18 protein-coding genes and 1 pseudogene are annotated in these 15819 nt (G+C 70.4%); 12 read left to right on the top strand and 7 right to left on the bottom strand.

Translation table 11 applies throughout. The features are described from left to right. Positions 1-126 (bottom strand): annotated as a pseudogene (locus ACNFOC_RS22075) (GNAT family N-acetyltransferase); the annotation flags it as partial. Positions 127-161: 35 nt separating this feature from the next. Here ACNFOC_RS22075 and ACNFOC_RS22070 point away from each other — a divergent pair. From ACNFOC_RS22070 to ACNFOC_RS22055, 4 genes are all read left to right on the top strand, one after another. Further along, positions 162-1331 carry an ArsA family ATPase gene (locus tag ACNFOC_RS22070; RefSeq protein ID WP_416960811.1) on the top strand — a complete coding sequence of 390 codons (1170 nt, stop codon included), beginning with the start codon at positions 162-164 and terminating at the stop codon, positions 1329-1331. Positions 1332-1421: 90 nt separating this feature from the next. Next, complete coding sequence (locus ACNFOC_RS22065) at positions 1422-1907, top strand: DUF5304 domain-containing protein (protein WP_416960810.1); 486 nt, start codon at positions 1422-1424, stop codon at positions 1905-1907. A gap of 92 nt (positions 1908-1999) precedes the next feature. Continuing rightward, positions 2000-2953 (top strand): ROK family glucokinase, encoded by a 954-nt coding sequence (locus ACNFOC_RS22060; RefSeq protein ID WP_317886877.1) that lies wholly within the window; start codon positions 2000-2002, stop codon positions 2951-2953. A gap of 143 nt (positions 2954-3096) precedes the next feature. Continuing rightward, entirely contained in the window at positions 3097-3846 is a 750-nt protein-coding gene (locus tag ACNFOC_RS22055; RefSeq protein ID WP_416960809.1) for an endonuclease/exonuclease/phosphatase family protein, read from the top strand. 1 nt (position 3847) lies between these two features. On the opposite strand, the gene ACNFOC_RS22050 is transcribed toward ACNFOC_RS22055, so the two are convergent. After that, positions 3848-4474: a hypothetical protein gene (locus tag ACNFOC_RS22050; protein ID WP_416960808.1), complete on the bottom strand. Its 627-nt coding sequence runs from the start codon at positions 4472-4474 to the stop codon at positions 3848-3850. Beyond that, positions 4467-5279, bottom strand: coding sequence for an alpha/beta hydrolase (locus tag ACNFOC_RS22045; protein WP_416960816.1), 813 nt, complete (start codon positions 5277-5279; stop codon positions 4467-4469). The genes ACNFOC_RS22050 and ACNFOC_RS22045 overlap by 8 nt, the downstream gene beginning before the upstream one ends. A gap of 192 nt (positions 5280-5471) precedes the next feature. Here ACNFOC_RS22045 and ACNFOC_RS22040 point away from each other — a divergent pair, with 192 nt between their 5' ends. The 5 genes from ACNFOC_RS22040 to ACNFOC_RS22020 all read left to right on the top strand — a co-directional run bounded on the left by ACNFOC_RS22040 (position 5472) and on the right by ACNFOC_RS22020 (position 9743). Continuing rightward, positions 5472-6218, top strand: a complete 747-nt coding sequence (locus ACNFOC_RS22040) for a lysophospholipid acyltransferase family protein (RefSeq protein WP_416960815.1) — start codon at positions 5472-5474, stop codon at positions 6216-6218. 33 nt (positions 6219-6251) lie between these two features. After that, positions 6252-7472 carry a MacS family sensor histidine kinase gene (gene macS, locus ACNFOC_RS22035; RefSeq protein ID WP_416960814.1) on the top strand — a complete coding sequence of 407 codons (1221 nt, stop codon included), beginning with the start codon at positions 6252-6254 and terminating at the stop codon, positions 7470-7472. Then, entirely contained in the window at positions 7469-8146 is a 678-nt protein-coding gene (locus ACNFOC_RS22030) for a response regulator (protein WP_406127662.1), read from the top strand. Before macS ends, ACNFOC_RS22030 begins: the two co-directional genes overlap by 4 nt. A gap of 120 nt (positions 8147-8266) precedes the next feature. Further along, positions 8267-9295 (top strand): 6-phosphofructokinase, encoded by a 1029-nt coding sequence (locus ACNFOC_RS22025; protein ID WP_416960807.1) that lies wholly within the window; start codon positions 8267-8269, stop codon positions 9293-9295. A gap of 181 nt (positions 9296-9476) precedes the next feature. Then, on the top strand, positions 9477-9743 hold the full coding sequence (locus ACNFOC_RS22020) for a hypothetical protein (RefSeq protein WP_416960806.1): 267 nt from the start codon (positions 9477-9479) through the stop codon (positions 9741-9743). Here ACNFOC_RS22020 and ACNFOC_RS22015 read toward each other — a convergent pair. Then, positions 9695-11575, bottom strand: a complete 1881-nt coding sequence (locus tag ACNFOC_RS22015; RefSeq protein ID WP_416960805.1) for an anthranilate synthase family protein — start codon at positions 11573-11575, stop codon at positions 9695-9697. The two genes, ACNFOC_RS22020 and ACNFOC_RS22015, sit on opposite strands and share 49 nt — an antisense overlap. A gap of 96 nt (positions 11576-11671) precedes the next feature. Then, entirely contained in the window at positions 11672-11740 is a 69-nt protein-coding gene (locus tag ACNFOC_RS22010; RefSeq protein ID WP_355922438.1) for a trp operon leader peptide, read from the bottom strand. Between the two features lie 96 nt (positions 11741-11836). Between ACNFOC_RS22010 and ACNFOC_RS22005 the strand changes: the two genes are divergently transcribed. Together ACNFOC_RS22005 and ACNFOC_RS22000 are read left to right on the top strand one after the other, a co-directional pair. Continuing rightward, positions 11837-13189, top strand: coding sequence for a class II 3-deoxy-7-phosphoheptulonate synthase (locus tag ACNFOC_RS22005; RefSeq protein WP_365309847.1), 1353 nt, complete (start codon positions 11837-11839; stop codon positions 13187-13189). Between the two features lie 152 nt (positions 13190-13341). Then, positions 13342-13602 (top strand): (2Fe-2S)-binding protein, encoded by a 261-nt coding sequence (locus tag ACNFOC_RS22000; RefSeq protein ID WP_416960804.1) that lies wholly within the window; start codon positions 13342-13344, stop codon positions 13600-13602. A 26-nt stretch (positions 13603-13628) separates the two neighbouring features. On the opposite strand, the gene bfr is transcribed toward ACNFOC_RS22000, so the two are convergent. Further along, complete coding sequence (gene bfr / locus ACNFOC_RS21995) at positions 13629-14105, bottom strand: bacterioferritin (RefSeq protein WP_366494003.1); 477 nt, start codon at positions 14103-14105, stop codon at positions 13629-13631. 157 nt (positions 14106-14262) lie between these two features. Between bfr and ACNFOC_RS21990 the strand changes: the two genes are divergently transcribed. Then, the gene (locus ACNFOC_RS21990) at positions 14263-14877 is read left to right on the top strand and encodes a sulfite oxidase-like oxidoreductase (RefSeq protein WP_416960803.1); all 615 of its coding nucleotides are present in this window, start codon (positions 14263-14265) and stop codon (positions 14875-14877) included. Positions 14878-14888: 11 nt separating this feature from the next. Here ACNFOC_RS21990 and ACNFOC_RS21985 read toward each other — a convergent pair whose 3' ends face one another. Continuing rightward, positions 14889-15803 (bottom strand): deoxyribonuclease IV, encoded by a 915-nt coding sequence (locus tag ACNFOC_RS21985; protein ID WP_416960802.1) that lies wholly within the window; start codon positions 15801-15803, stop codon positions 14889-14891. Positions 15804-15819 lie beyond the last annotated feature (16 nt).

The raw sequence follows: 15819 nt of genomic DNA, 5'->3' as shown, positions 1-15819 counted from the left end.
CGTGAGCAGTGCCGAGCCGATGCCCTGCCGGCGGTGCTCCGGGTGTACGGCCAGCCGGTAGAGGTGGCAGCGCCAGCCGTCGAAACCGGCGATCACGGACCCGACGAGCCGCCCGTCACGTTCCGCGCCCAACCCCCGCGCAGCGACTACCGTTCACTCATATGCGTACCATCCTGATCACCGGCCCAGGCGGCAGCGGCCGCAGCACCATCGCCGCAGCCACCGCACAAGCCGCCGCAGGCACCGGCACCCGGACCCTCCTCCTCGGTGCCGACCGCGGCGACACCCTCGGCGCCGCCCTGGGCGTGGTGACGGGAGCGGCCCCCGTGGAGGCCGCCGAGAACCTCACGGCATGGCGCCCCGACGCCACGGAGTCCTTCCGCGCCGACCTCACCGCCTTCCAGGAACGCGCCTCCACCGCCCTCGAACTCCTGGGCGCGGCCCGCCTGGACGCGGAAGAGGTGACCCCCCTCCCCGGCGCCGAGGAACTTGCCCTCCTGCGAGCCCTCAGGGACGCGGCCCTGTCCGAGGCCTACGACCTCCTCGTGGTGGACCTCCCGCCCACCTCCCACGCACTGGCCCTCCTCGCCCTCCCCGAAGAGCTCCGCCGCTACCTCCGCCGCCTCCTCCCGGCGGAGCGACAGGCGGCCCGCGCCCTCCGCCCGGTCCTCGGCCGCCTCGCCGGCGTCCCGATGCCCTCGGAGTGGCTCTACGACACGGCCGGCCGCTGGGACGTCGAACTGGCCGCCGTGGAAGCGGTTCTCGCCGACCGGGACACGACCGTACGACTGGTCGCCGAGCCAGGACCGGCCGGCGCCGACGCCGTCCGCGCGGCCGGACTCGCGCTCGCCCTGCGCGGCCTGCGCCCCGACGCGCTGGTCGCCAACCGGGTGCTGCCCGAGTCCGTCGAGGACACCTGGCTGGCCGGCCTCAACGTGCAGCAGCGCAAGACCCTGGACGAGTGGCAGGGGACGTACGACGTCCAGCAGGTCCCGCACCTCGGCCACGACCCGCGCGGCACCGACGACCTCACCGCGCTCGGCGTGCCCGGGGTCAACGCGGCCGGTTCCACGGTCGAGTGGCCCGTCACCGACCGGCTGGCCGAGGACGGTGTGCTGGTCTGGGGCATTCCGCTGCCCGGCGCGATACGGGACGAGCTGGACCTGGTCCGCCGGGGAGACGAACTCGTCGTCACCGTCGGCCGGTTCCGCCGTATCGTGCCGCTGCCGTCGGCCCTGCGCCGCTGCACCGTGGCCGGCGCGGCCCTGCGCGAGGGTGAACTGCGCATCCGTTTCGCGCCTGACCCGGACCTGTGGCCGCAGGGAAGGTGACCGTGTCGGTATTTGTGGACGCGGAGACGATGAAGCACGTACGCCCATTCGGGTAACGTCGTAGAGACGAACCGTAGTCAGGAGTCCGTCATGAGCGAAGAGCTCCCCCCGTCCGACGCCGGCAAGGACGAGGCGCTCGACGAGGTGCGGGCGACCGACGCCGACGCCTGGGCGACGGCGGCCGCCGAAGACCTCGCGGCGGAGAAGGCCCGCCGCCGCACCCAGTACGGCCCGCCCCAGGGCTCGGCCGCCGAGGAACTGCGCAAGCTCGTCGACACCGTCGCGGACAAGCTGTCCGGCCTCCAGTCCCCGCTGCTCGGCCAGGTCGCGGGACCGGCCGCCCAGCAGGTGGTGAAGCAGGTCGTCCAGCAGGCCAAGGCCGCCGTCGAGCCCGTCATCGAACGCAACCCGGACGTCTTCGACCACCTCGCGGCGGCCGGGAACGAACTCCTCGCCGCGTACCGCTCAGCGGTCCAGGCACAGGAACAGCGCTGGACGGCCCGCGACAGCGAACTCAAGGACCGCCGTGACCGGGGCGAGGACCCGGGCCCGGGCGAGCGCATCGACCTCGACTAGAGAGCCCGCTCTCCGGACCGACGTCGCGAATCCGACGCCAGCCCCTCGGGTACGGTGGGCCGTAGCGGGGCTCGACCGAAACTGAGGGATTCATGGGACTCACCATCGGCGTCGATATCGGCGGCACCAAGATCGCGGCCGGGGTTGTCGACGAGGAAGGCAACATCCTCTCGACCCACAAGGTGCCGACCCCGGGCACGGCCGAGGGCATCGTGGACGCCATCGCCGCCGCGGTCGACGGAGCACGCGCCGGGCACGAGATCGTCGGCGTGGGCATCGGTGCGGCCGGATACGTCAACCGTCAGCGCTCCACGGTCTACTTCGCGCCGAACATCGACTGGCGCCAGGAGCCGCTGAAGGAGAAGGTCGAGGCCCGCGTGGGCCTCCCCGTCGTCGTGGAGAACGACGCGAACGCCGCGGCCTGGGGCGAGTACAAGTTCGGCGCCGGCAAGGGCCACCGCAACGTCATCTGCATCACGCTCGGCACCGGCCTCGGCGGCGGCATCATCATCGGCAACAAGCTGCGCCGCGGACACTTCGGCGTGGCCGCCGAGTTCGGCCACATCCGCATGGTGCCGGACGGCCTGCTGTGCGGCTGCGGCTCGCAGGGCTGCTGGGAGCAGTACGCCTCGGGCCGCGCACTCGTCCGCTACGCCAAGCAGCGCGCCAACGCGACCCCCGAGGCCGCGGACGTCCTGCTCTCGCTCGGCGACGGCACCCCCGAGGGCATCGAGGGCAAGCACATCTCCATGGCCGCCCGGCAGGGCGACCCGGTGGCCGTCGACTCCTACCGCGAGCTGGCCCGCTGGGCCGGCGCCGGCCTCGCCGACCTCGCCTCCCTCTTCGACCCCTCCGCCTTCATCGTCGGCGGCGGCCTCTCCGACGAGGGCGAGCTGGTCCTCGACCCCATCCGCAAGTCGTACAAACGCTGGCTGGTCGGCGGCAACTGGCGCCCGGTCGCCGACGTGATCGCGGCCCAACTGGGCAACAAGGCGGGCATGGTGGGAGCAGCGGACTTGGCAAGGGAGCCGGACCCGATCATGTAACACGTACGCCGACTGTGCCGACCTCAGGGGCGCGGGGCGGTAGCCGATATGCGGCTACCGCCGCGTGGTCGCGACCAGCCACGCAAGACCGGCAGTCGCCCACGTACCCCGCGCCCCGATCTGTCAGGCGTAGATTGATCCACATGGCGCCGCTCCCCAACTCCCGCACCGAACCCGACGGTTCAGCGATCATCCGCGTCCTGAGCTACAACATCCGCTCGATGCGCGACGACACAGCCGCCCTGGCCCGCGTCATCAGGGCCTGCGCTCCGGACCTCGTCCTGATCCAAGAGGCCCCCCTCTTCTTCCGCTGGCGCAAGAAGCTGGCCCGCCTCGCCTTGGCCTCAGGCCTGGTGGTCCTCTCCGGCGGAGGCACCGCAGCGGGCCCGGCGCTGTTGTGCTCACTCCGGGCGACGGTCGAGCGCACGGAGGACGTACTCCTGCCGCTCACCCCCGGCCAACACCGACGCGGCTTCGCCACCGCGGTCGTACGGTTCGGAGGAGCCCGCCTGGGAGTCCTCAGCTGCCACCTCAGCCTCCGCCAGGACGAGCGCTACGAACAGGGCGGCATGCTGCTCGACCGGCTGGCCGGAATGGGCGTGGACCACGTGATCGCGGGCGGCGACCTCAACGACCGCCCCGACGGCCGGACTTTCGAGCGCCTGGCCAAGGAACTCCAGGACTGCTGGGCCACCGCCCCCTGGGGCGACGAGAACACCTGGACCCCCGGCAACCCCTTCCAGCGCATCGACGCGATCTTCGCCACGCAGGGCATCGAGGTACTCGGCTGCGGGGTGCCGGTCGGTCAACCAGGGGTCACGGAGACGGACTTGAGGGCGGCCACCGACCACTTCCCGGTGCTGGCCGCCCTCAAGATCTCGGCAGTTCGCTAGGTCAGACGACCGCACCCCGCCCCGGATCGTCCCCGTCCTCCTCGTCCGTCCGCATCCGCATCACCAACGTGCCGAACCCGCCCAGGAACCCGCCGATCCCGATGGTCGCGAGCCACCAGGTCATGTCCCAGCCGAGCAGCACCGCCAGCAGCAGCAGGATCGGGCCGCCGATCACCCCGAGCCAGGCGAACTTGGCCGTCGTGTCGGCGTCCGGCAGCGGAGGCGGCTCCGGCGGCACGAAGTGGCCCTCGTCGTCCTCGTCGAAGTCCTCCTCGGAGGAGTCAGGCGAGGTGTAGTCACGGGGGCCGCCGACACCGGGCGCGAAGGAGACCGAGCTGCCCAAGGGCTTCGCGGGAGCCGGCGGCTCCTCGGTGTCCTCGTCCTTGCCCGCGTCTTTGTCCTTGGCCTTGTCGCCCTTGTCCGGGTCCTTGGCCTTGGGCTGCTCGTCGTTCTTCTCGGGATCGAGCAGCGCGAGATCCTCGATCGACTTGAACGGCTTGGCGCCCGGCGGATCCTTGGGCTCGTCGCCGTATCCGGCGACGATCGCGGCCCACGCGGCCTCCTCGTCGAACGGGACGCCCTGCTCGTCCGGTTCGAGGCCCTCGCGGTCGGAGTCGTGCTCAGCCACCTGTCGCCGTCCCTTCCTGCTCGCTCACCCGGCCCGTGTCGGACGCCTGCTTGCCGGCACTGGGTGCGAGCCGGCCGATGAACGCGAAGCTCTCCTCGAAAATCCGGTCCGCGTCGTGGTCCAACGTCGCGACGTGGTAGCTCTGTTCCAGCAGGATCTCCGTCACGTCGGCCGAGGAAACCCGACTGAGGACACGAGCCGAGTCGGCCGGCGGAACCACATGGTCCTGGGCGCTGTGCAGCAGCAGGAGCGGCTGGGTGACCTGCGGCAGCTCGCGGTCGACCAGCCGGAAGAAATTGCGCAGGGAGTGCGCGGAGTGCAGCGGCACCTTGTCGTACCCGACCTCCTCGCTGCCCTCCTTCGCGATGTCGCTGGCGATACCCGGCGCCGTACGCACCAGATGGCGGGCCACCGGAAGGGCGTACGCCGCGAGGCCGTGCACCTTGATGCCCGGGTTGACGACCACGACACCGCTGATCCCGTCACCGTGCTTGGCGGCCAGCCGCAGGGCCAGCGCGCCGCCCATGGACAGGCCCGCGACGAAGACCTGCGAGCAGCGCTCGCGCAGGGCGCGCTGCTCGCGGTCCACCTCCGCGTACCAGTCCTGCCAGCCGGTGAGCTGCATGTCCTCCCAGCGCGTGCCGTGACCGGGCAGCAGCGGCAGCGACACGGTGAGGCCGCGCTCGGCCAGATGCTCCGCCCAGGGGCGCAGCGACTGCGGGGAACCGGTGAAGCCGTGGCAGAGGAGAACTCCGACCTCCCCGCCCTCGTGGCGGTACGGCTCGGCTCCGGGGAGGACCGGCACCTTCGGTCTCCTGTTCATGAGAAGGGCGTGGTGGTGAGACGCGTGTTCATGAGAGGGGTCTGAACAAGTCCAGGTGCGGTTAACCGTACGCGACCGCACTGACACCGACCAGGGTCGTCGGGTCCTTTGACAGCGCTCCGGGTTAAGGTCTGATCGACAGACACGGGAGGCACTCGGTTGTTGTACGGCACGATGAAGGTCGCCATCGGGGGACCGCTGAAGGTCGCCTTCCGACCCTGGGTGGAGGGCCTGGAGAACATTCCGGACGACGGCGCCGCCATCCTGGCGAGCAATCACCTCTCGTTCTCGGACTCGTTCTTCCTGCCCGCGGTCCTGGACCGCAAGGTGACCTTCATCGCGAAGGCCGAGTACTTCACGACGCCCGGGGTGAAGGGCAAGCTGACGGCCGCGTTCTTCAAGGGCGTGGGCCAGCTCCCCGTGGACCGTTCCGGTGCGCGCGGGGCGGGCGAGGCCGCGATCAAGAGCGGGATCGACGTCCTGGAGCGCGGTGAACTGTTCGGTATCTATCCGGAGGGCACGCGCTCCCCGGACGGCCGGCTCTACCGGGGCAAGCCCGGCGGCCTCGCGCGCGTGGCGCTCGCCAGCGGCGCTCCGGTGATCCCGGTCGCGATGATCGACACCGAGAAGATCCAGCCGCCCGGCAAGGTCATGCCGAAGCTGATGCGCCCGGGCATCCGGATCGGCAAGCCGCTCGACTTCAGCCGGTACAACGGCATGGAGCACGACCGTTTCGTCCTCCGCGCGGTGACCGACGAGGTCATGTACGAGATCATGAAGCTCTCCGGCCAGGAGTACGTCGACATCTACGCGACCGCCGCCAAGCGGCAGATCGCGGACGCGGCGAAGGCCGACAAGGAAGCGGAGAAGGCGGCCAAGGCCGCACTCGCACAGGCGGAGAAGGAGCAGACGAGCCCCTAGGCGGGGCGGTCTGTGTCGGGGGTGGGGGAAGCAGTGGCCAAGCAGGTGCGGGTCGTCAGAATGTCCGTCGAGCAGCCGCTGTGGCGTGCCCTGAGCGGCTACCGCGTGCTGACCATGCTGTACGCGATAGGGCTGTTCGCCTCCGCCTACGACAACTACGACCGTCCGGGCATCGCCATCGCCTTCTACGTCGTCCTGTTCGTCTGGACGTTCGCCACCCTGCCCCGGGTGCAGAGCGCGGTCGCCTGCACCAAGCGCTTCCTCGCCGTCGACCTCGCGATCGCGCTGACCGGCATCGTCCTCACCCCGCTCGCGGCCGACGACCACCACATCTCGGGCGGCGGTCCCACCCTGCCGTCGATATGGACCGCCGGCTCGGTCCTCGCCTACGCCATCAAGGGCGGCTGGCGCTGGGCCGCGTTCGCCTCCACACCGGTCGCCGTCGCCAACCTGATCGAGCGCGGCTCCCCGGCCCGCGACACCGTCCACAACGTGGTCCTCGTCTGGGTCGCCTCCATCGCCATCGGCTACGTCGTGGAGGTCGCCCGTGCCTCCGAGCGCACCCTCGCCCGTGCCCTGGAGATCGAGGCCACCACCAGGGAACGCGAGCGGCTCGCCCGGGACATCCACGACGGCGTCCTCCAGGTGCTGGCGATGGTGCAGCGGCGCGGTGCCGTGCTCGGCGGCGAGGCGGGTGAGCTGGGCCGGATGGCGGGCGAGCAGGAGATCGCGCTGCGCACCCTGGTCTCCGGCGGACTGGTGCCCGTGTCCCGGATCTCGCTGGACGCGGCGGAGGGCGCGGTCGTGAGAGCCGTAGAAGTGGAAGTGGATGAGGCGGACGACGGGCCGGTCGATCTGCGGGCGTTGCTCGCGCCGTACACCGCCGCCAAGGTGAGTTTCGCGGAGCCCGGGGCTCCGGTGCCGTTGCCCGCGCCCGCTGCGAAGGAATTGGCGGCCGCTGTCGGGGCCGCCCTGGACAATGTGCGCAGGCATGCCGGTGAGGACGCGCGGGCGTGGATCCTGGTCGAGGACGAGCCCGGGGAGGTCGTCGTGACCGTACGGGACGACGGGCCCGGTATCCCCGAGGGGCGGCTCGCGCAGGCCGAGGGGGAGGGGCGGCTCGGGGTCGCCCTGTCGATCCGGGGGCGGCTGCGGGACCTCGGCGGGAGTGCCGAGCTGGTCTCGATTCCCGGGCAGGGCACGGAAGTTGAGCTGAAGGTACCGAAGGCGCGGGGGAAGGCGGGGACACGATGAGTGAGCAGCAGGGCCCGATCAGGGTCATGGTGGTGGACGACCACCCGATGTGGCGCGACGCCGTCGCCCGCGACCTGGCAGAGTCCGGCTTCGACGTGGTCGCCACCGCCGGGGACGGCGAGCAGGCGGTGCGCCGTGCGAAGGCCGCCGCCCCCGACGTCCTCGTCCTCGACCTGAATCTGCCGCAGATGCCCGGCGTCCAGGTCTGCAAGGAACTGGTGGGCGCCAACCCGGCGTTGCGCGTCCTGGTCCTCTCCGCGAGCGGCGAGCACGCCGACGTGCTGGAGGCGGTGAAGTCGGGCGCGACGGGCTATCTGCTCAAGTCGGCTTCCACGGAAGAGCTGTTGGACGCGGTGCGCCGTACGGCGGTCGGCGACCCGGTGTTCACCCCGGGCCTCGCCGGACTGGTCCTCGGCGAGTACCGCCGCCTGGCCTCCGACCCGGCACCGGCCACCGACGGCGACCAGCCCAAGGCGCCCCAACTCACCGACCGCGAGACCGAAGTGCTGCGTCTGGTCGCCAAGGGCCTGAGCTACAAGCAGATCGCCGAACGCCTGGTCATCTCGCACCGCACGGTCCAGAACCACGTCCAGAACACCCTGGGCAAGCTCCAGTTGCACAACCGGGTGGAGCTGGTCCGGTACGCCATAGAGCGCGGCCTCGACGACGCGTAGCCGGACCGGTTGATCAACTCCCGCATAATTCAGCCGAATTGACCTTCCCGCCCATCCCTCTGTGACCTGGATCACCATTAGCGTGGCTGTCACAGGAAACCGCGGCGAAGGGATATTTCCATGCGCGTCGGAGTACTGACCGGAGGCGGCGACTGCCCCGGACTCAACGCCGTCATCCGGGGCATCGTCCGCAAGGGCGTACAGGAGTACGGCTACGACTTCGTCGGCTACCGGGACGGCTGGCGAGGTCCACTCGAAGGCGACACCGTCCGGCTCGACATCCCCGCGGTGCGCGGCATCCTGCCCCGCGGCGGCACCATTCTCGGCTCCTCCCGTACCAACCCGCTGAAGCTGGAGAACGGCATCAGCCGGATCAAGGCCAACCTCGCCGCCCAGGAGGTCGACGCCCTCATCGTGATCGGCGGCGAGGACACCCTGGGCGTGGCCGCGCGGCTGTCGGACGAGTACGGCGTGCCGTGCGTCGGCGTACCGAAGACCATCGACAACGACCTGTCCGCCACCGACTACACCTTCGGCTTCGATACCGCCGTAGGCATCGCCACCGAGGCGATCGACCGGCTGCACACCACGGCCGAGTCGCACATGCGGGTCCTGGTCTGCGAGGTCATGGGCCGCCACGCCGGCTGGATAGCGATCCACTCCGGCCTGGCCGGCGGCGCCAACGTCATCCTCATCCCCGAGCAGCGCTTCGACGTCGAGCAGGTGTGCGGCTGGATCACCTCGCGCTTCAAGGCGTCGTACGCCCCGATCGTGGTCGTCGCGGAGGGGGCCATGCCCAAGGACGGCGACGTCGTGCTGAAGGACGGGACCCTCGACTCCTACGGGCACGTCCGGCTGTCCGGGGTGGGCGAGTGGCTGGCCAAGGAGATCGAGAAGCGGACCGGCAAGGAGGCCCGCACCACCGTCCTCGGCCACATCCAGCGCGGCGGCACCCCGAGCGCCTTCGACCGCTGGCTCGCCACCCGCTTCGGCCTGCACGCCATCGAGGCCGTCCGCGACGGCGACTTCGGCAAGATGGTCGCCCTGCGCGGCACGGACATCGTCCGCGTACCGATCGCGGAGGCGACGGCCCAGCTGAAGACGGTCGACCCGAAGCTGTACGAGGAGGTCGGCGTCTTCTTCGGCTGAACCCCGGCCACACTTTCGACTCCGGCCGGGCATCTCAGCTGAACCCCGGCCACGTTCTCGACGCCGGCCGGGCATCCCAGCCCGTCCGGCGTTTGAGGACGAGGCCCGTCCAGGGCCGAAGCGGGGGTCCGGGGGCGCAGCCCCTGGGCGGTGCGTTCACCCCGGTGCCCGGGCACGCACGGTGCTGGAGGACGCCGGTCCACTCCCCGGAGGGGCTCCGCGCTCGACCGGCTTCAACAACATCGACCTCGACGAACGCCTCGGCATCACGGTCGCCCGCGTCTCGTACTACTCGCCGTACTCCGTCGCCGAGTCCGACCTGGTCACCTCCCACCAGGCGTACTACACCCAGGACGCCGTCGCCCAGATCATCGACGCCACCCTCCAGAACGTCCTCGACTACACGGCCGGCCGCCGCTCCGAGAACGTGCTCGTCCCGCGCAACTGACTCACCAACTCCCTTACGACAGCTGCCCCGTTGAGCGTCAGCACCGACTCGGGGTGGAACTGGACCCCGGCGAACCCGGGTCCACGCAGCGCATGCACCTCGTCCGCACCGCTCCGGCTCACCTCGACGCCGTGCGCGGCCAGTTCGCCCAGCGCCTCGTCGTCGCAGCGCGCCACGAAGCTGTTGTAGAAGCCGACGGTCTCCTCCCGCCCGAACAGATCGATCACCGTCTGCGCCCCCTGGTACGGAACCTCCTTCCGTACGATCTCCAGGCCCAGCTCCGCCGCGATCAGCTCGTGCCCGAGGCACACGCCGAGGACGCCGTGCCGGTTCTCCCGGAGGACCTCGGCGGTCAGCGCCCGCAGGAACCGCATCTTCGCGTCGCCCGTGTCGGAGGGATCGCCCGGCCCAGGTCCCAGCACCACGGCCCCCTCGTGCGCGAGCACCGCCTCCCGCAGCCCCTCCTCGTCGTACCGCCGCACGGTCACATCGAGCCCGCTCGACCGGAGCACGTGCGCGAGCATCGCCGTGAAGGTGTCCTCCCCGTCGACGACCAGAGCGTGCCCGGTCAGCTCCTCGGACCGCTCCTGCATCCGCAGCCAGAACGGGGCGAGCGAGGACCGGCGACCGTCGAGCGCGGCACGCACGCGTGGGTCGTCGGCGAGCCGGGGGCGGGTGTCCTCGCTCCGCGGCCGGGACGGCCGTACGCCAAGAGCCGCCAGGACCCCCGCCGCCTTCGCGTGGGTCTCCGCGACCTCGCTCGCCGGGTCCGAACCGCGGACCAGGGTCGCGCCGACCGGTACCCGCAGCCGGCCGGCCGTGTCGATGTCGGCGGTGCGGATGAGGATGGGGGAGTCGAGGGTCTGGGCGCCGCCGGAGTCGCGGCCGAGCAGCGCCAGCGCACCGGCGTAGTAGCCGCGCCCGCCGACCTCGTGCCGTTCGATGACCCGGCAGGCGTTCTGCACCGGCGACCCGGTGACGGTCGCCGCGAACATCGTCTCCTTGAGGACCTCGCGCACGTCCAGCGAGGACCGGCCGCGCAACTCGTACTCGGTGTGCGCGAGATGGGCCATCTCCTTCAGCCGGGGCCCGACCACGACCCCGCCCATGTCACCGACCGTGCACATCATCTTGAGCTCTTCGTCGACGACCATCGACAGCTCCTCGATCTCCTTGCCGTCGGCCAGGAAACCCAGCAGATGCTCGGGCGTCGGCCCCTCCGCCGGATAGCGGTACGTCCCGCTGATCGGGTTCATGACGACGGTCCCGCCGGACATCCGGACGTGCACTTCGGGGCTCGCGCCCACGAGCGTCCGCTCCCCGGTGTGCACGACGAACGTCCAGTACGCGCCCCGCTCCCCGACCAGCAGCCGCCGGAACAGCGCCAGCGCCTCGGCCCTGCCGTACCCCGGGATCTCCCCCTCGTACGTCCGCCGGATGACGAAGTTGGCGCCCTCGCCCCGCCCGATCTCCTCCCGCAGCACCCGCCCGACGATCTCGCCATAGGCCTCGTCGTCGACGTCGAAGCCACCGCCCTCGACCCGGACGTCGTGCGCGGGCAGCTGTTCCAGGGCGTCGGCGAGCGGGATCCCGTACGACTCCTCGGGTGTGAGGAAGGTCAGCGGGGTGCCGTCGTCGCGGACGTCGAAGCCGCGTTCGCGGATCTGGCGGTAGGGGATCAGGGCCAGGCCCTCGGCCGGGAGGTCGGCGAGGCGGTCGTAGGAGGCGACCGGGCCGATCATGACCTCGATCACGTCCTGGTCGTGGCCCGGGGTGCGACGGCGCAGCAGGGCGAACGGGCGGGGATCGCGGAGCAGGTCGTCCAGATGCATGGGTCCTTGGTTCCTTCTCGTGGAGAGGAACGGACCCCGGACACACCGAAGGCCGCCCCTCGGGCGGCCTTCGCGGAGTACTGGGAGTACGCGCAGTCAGTGGGCCGCCGGATGAGCGGTCCACCACCAGTTCTGGATCGTGTTCTGGGTCGAATGCGCGAACATGACGCGCACCCTACCCCACGCACAGGTGAGCATCGGAGCGTCTCACCTGTCGAGCCGCGCGAAAACGACTCGACACGACCCCGTAATGTTGAGGGCGTGACCGTGAACGCTAAGACCAGCGCCAGCGCTGGCAACACCTGGCGAGACCTGCCCGCGGCGCAGCAGCCCGAGTACCCCGACACCGAGGCTCTGCGCGCAGTGATCGCGGACCTCGAGTCGTATCCGCCGCTCGTCTTCGCGGGCGAGTGCGACCAGCTGCGCGCCCGGTTGGCGGCCGTCGCCAAGGGAGAGGCGTTCCTCCTCCAGGGCGGCGACTGCGCCGAGGCCTTCGACGCGGTGTCCGCCGACCACATCCGCAACAAGCTGAAGACCCTGCTCCAGATGGGCGCCGTCCTCACGTACGCCGCCTCCGTGCCGGTCGTGAAGGTCGGCCGCATCGCCGGCCAGTACTCCAAGCCGCGCTCGAAGGGCACCGAGACCCGTGACGGCGTGACGCTGCCGACCTACCGCGGCGACTCGGTCAACGGCTTCGCCTTCGACGAGAAGTCCCGCATCCCGGACCCCGAGCGCCTGAAGCGGATGTACAACGCGTCCGCCTCCACGCTCAACCTGGTCCGCGCCTTCACCACCGGCGGTTACGCCGACCTGCGCCAGGTGCACGCCTGGAACCAGGACTTCGTGAAGTCGTCCCCGTCCGGCCAGCGCTACGAGCAGCTCGCGCGCGAGATCGACAGCGCGCTGAACTTCATGCGGGCCTGCGGGACGGACCCGGAGGAGTTCAAGACCGTCGAGTTCTACTCCTCGCACGAGGCGCTGCTGCTGGACTACGAGTCGGCCCTGACCCGGGTCGACTCCCGCACCGGCAGGCTCTACGACGTCTCCGCGCACATGGTGTGGATCGGCGAGCGCACCCGCCAACTGGACGGCGCGCACATCGAGTTCGCCTCCCAGATCCGCAACCCGATCGGTATCAAGCTCGGCCCGACGACGACGGCCGAGGACGCGCTCCAGTACATCGAGCGCCTCGACCCGGACCGCGAGCCCGGCCGGCTCACCTTCATCGTGCGGATGGGCGCGGACAAGGTCCGCGACAAGCTGCCCGAGCTGGTCGAGAAGGTCACCGCGTCCGGCGCGACCGTGGCGTGGATCACCGACCCGATGCACGGCAACACGTACGAGGCGGCCTCCGGCCACAAGACCCGCCGCTTCGACGACGTGCTCGACGAGGTGAAGGGCTTCTTCGAGGTCCACAAGGGCCTCGGCACCCACCCGGGCGGCATCCACGTCGAGCTCACCGGCGACGATGTCACCGAGTGCGTGGGCGGCGGCGACGAGATCTTCGTCGACGACCTGCACCAGCGCTACGAGACGGCCTGCGACCCGCGCCTCAACCGCAGCCAGTCGCTTGACCTGGCCTTCCTCGTCGCCGAGATGTACAGGGACCAGTAACCGTTTCACCTGTTACAGCAGTGTGCCGTGGGGCGGGGATCACATACGATCCCCGCCCCACAGCACTTTTACAGCTCCTGCGCGGCGGGTAAGGTTAGGTTAGCCTCACCGACTATCGGGATGGCACGACGACCTTCGATCCCGCCCGGGAGGTGACCCGCGTGTATGTCTGCAACTGCTTCGGCGTGACCGAGGCGCAGGTCGCGAAGCACGCGGAGGGCGGTGCCTGCACCCCCCGGCAGATAGCGTCGGCCTGCAAGGCGGGCACCGACTGCGGGTCGTGCGTACGCCGTATCCAGGCCCTGCTGGGCCGGGGCGCCTGCCCGCGCCGCGAGGCGGCCGACCAGGGCGAGTCGATACTCACCGAGCTGGCCGGAGTGGCGGGAATGGCCGATCTGGAAGACGCGGCCTAGAGCCCGACAGCTTCAGCGGACAGGTACTAGCTGGGCTGCTCGATCTGCTGCGCGATGTAGAGCGCCTCGCCGAGCTGCTCGATCAGCTGGAGCTGCGTGTCGAGGTAGTCGATGTGGTGCTCCTCGTCCTCGAGGATGTCCTCGAAGATGTTGGCCGACGTGACGTCGCCCTTCGTGCGCATCACCTCGATCCCGCGCTTGAGGCGGTCGATCGCCTCCACCTCCACCTGCCGGTCCGCCTGGAACATCTCGGTGACCGTCTGGCCGACCCGGACGTGGAACAGCCGCTGGTAGTTCGGCAGACCGTCGAGCATCAGGATGCGCTCGGTGATCTTGTCCGCGTGCTTCATCTCATCGATGGACTCTTCACGCGTGTACTTGGCGAGCTTGGTCCAGCCGTTGTTGTCCTGGATGCGGTAGTGCAGCCAGTACTGGTTGATCGCGGTCAGCTCACCGGTGAGCTGCTCGTTCAGGAACTCGAGGACCTCGGGGTCGCCCTGCATCGCAGAGGCTCCTTCCAAAACGGGGGAACTGGCGGGTTGCGCCGCATGATTGCACCGGCGCGAAGACGTCGTCCAGTAAGTGCATGCTTAGTAGGAGTTGCCCGAATCGGCGCAGAGCCGGTCATGTGCACCACCCCCGGTCTGTCAGGATGGAGCCATGGGTCAGAGAGGGGTCGAGCAGTCCGAGCTTCCACCGGGCCAGCGGCTCCAGCGCGGCTGGCCGGTCACGCACTACGGGCCGGTGCCCAAGTTCCGCCCCGAGCGCTGGGAGTTCAGGGTCTTCGGCGCGACCGCCGACGGCGACAAGCACTGCTGGAACCACGACGAGTTCACGGCTCTGCCCTACGACTCCGTAGTGGCCGATCTGCACTGCGTCACGAAGTTCAGCATGCTCGGCGCCGAATGGGGCGGCATCCCCGCCCGCACGATCCTGGAGACCGCCCCGCCGGCACCGGCCGTCACCCACGTCATGGTCTGGGCGGAGTACGGCTTCAGCGCCAACCTCCGGCTCGCCGACTTCGCCGCCGACGGCACCATCTTCGCCACCCACAAGGACGGCGAACTCCTCACCGCGGAACACGGCTTCCCGCTCCGCCTGGTCGTCCCCCACCTGTACGCCTGGAAGGGCCCGAAGTGGGTCCGGGGCGTCGAGTACATGACGGCGGACCGGCGGGGGTTCTGGGAGGAACGCGGGTACCACAACGTCGGTGACCCCTGGAAGGAACAGCGGTACTCGTACCAGGAGGGGCCCGGCGAGGGCCCGGAACTGTAAGCCCCTTCGGGCTACGAGTCCCTGAGCTTCTTCAGCCGCTCCACGTCCGCCGCGTGCCCCTCCTTGCCGCCGGGCGTCTCGATGATCAGCGGTACGCCCGCGGTCGCCGGGTGGGTCATCAGGGCGCGGAACGGGTCCTCGCCGATGTGGCCGGAGCCGATGTTCTCGTGCCGGTCCTTGTGGGCGCCGACGACGTCCTTGGAGTCGTTGGCGTGGATCAGTTTCAGCCGTCCCTCGCCGACCGTGTCCACCAGCAGGTCGAGGGTCTGGTGCATCCCGCTCGGGCCGGTCAGGTCGTGCCCGGCGGCGAAGATGTGGCACGTGTCCAGGCACACGCCCAGCTTCGGATGGGCGTCCAGCGCCTCGAAGTACGGCCCGAAGTCCCAGGTCCGCGAACAGAGCGAGGAGCCCTGACCGGCCGTCGACTCCAGCAGCAGGAACGGGTCGTCGTCGTGGGTCAACTCGTCCAGCAGCGGCAGCAGATGCTCCCGCACCTGGGCCAGCGCCACCGACCGCTCCCGCCCGCCCGTCGCGCTCCCGGTGTGCACGACGACACCGAGCGCGCCGATCTCCCGCCCGCGCCGCAGCGAGTGCCGTAGCGAATCGACGGACTTCTCCACGGTGGCCTCGGTGTGCGAGCCGAAGTTGATCAGGTACGGGGCGTGCACGTACGCCGGGATCGACCCGGCCTCGCAGGCCGCGCGGAACTCCTCGTCCTGGCGCGGGTTCCCGACCGGGGTGGCCCAGCCGCGCGGGTTGGCGACGAAGACCTGCACGGTCTCGGCGGCCAGCTCACGGGCGTAGGACAGGCCCACGGAGTGGAGGCCGCCGGCGACCGGGACATGGCCGCCGACCGGGTTGCGGGAAGGGAACTCGGGGGCGCTGAAAGGGAACTCGGGGGCGCTGGAAGGGGACTCGCTGCTCACCCGTCCAGAGTGTCAC

It is taken from the genome of Streptomyces colwelliae (assembly GCF_048158785.1).
Classification (GTDB): Bacteria; Actinomycetota; Actinomycetes; order Streptomycetales; family Streptomycetaceae; genus Streptomyces.
This window is presented reverse-complemented; position numbering and strand designations above follow the sequence as displayed.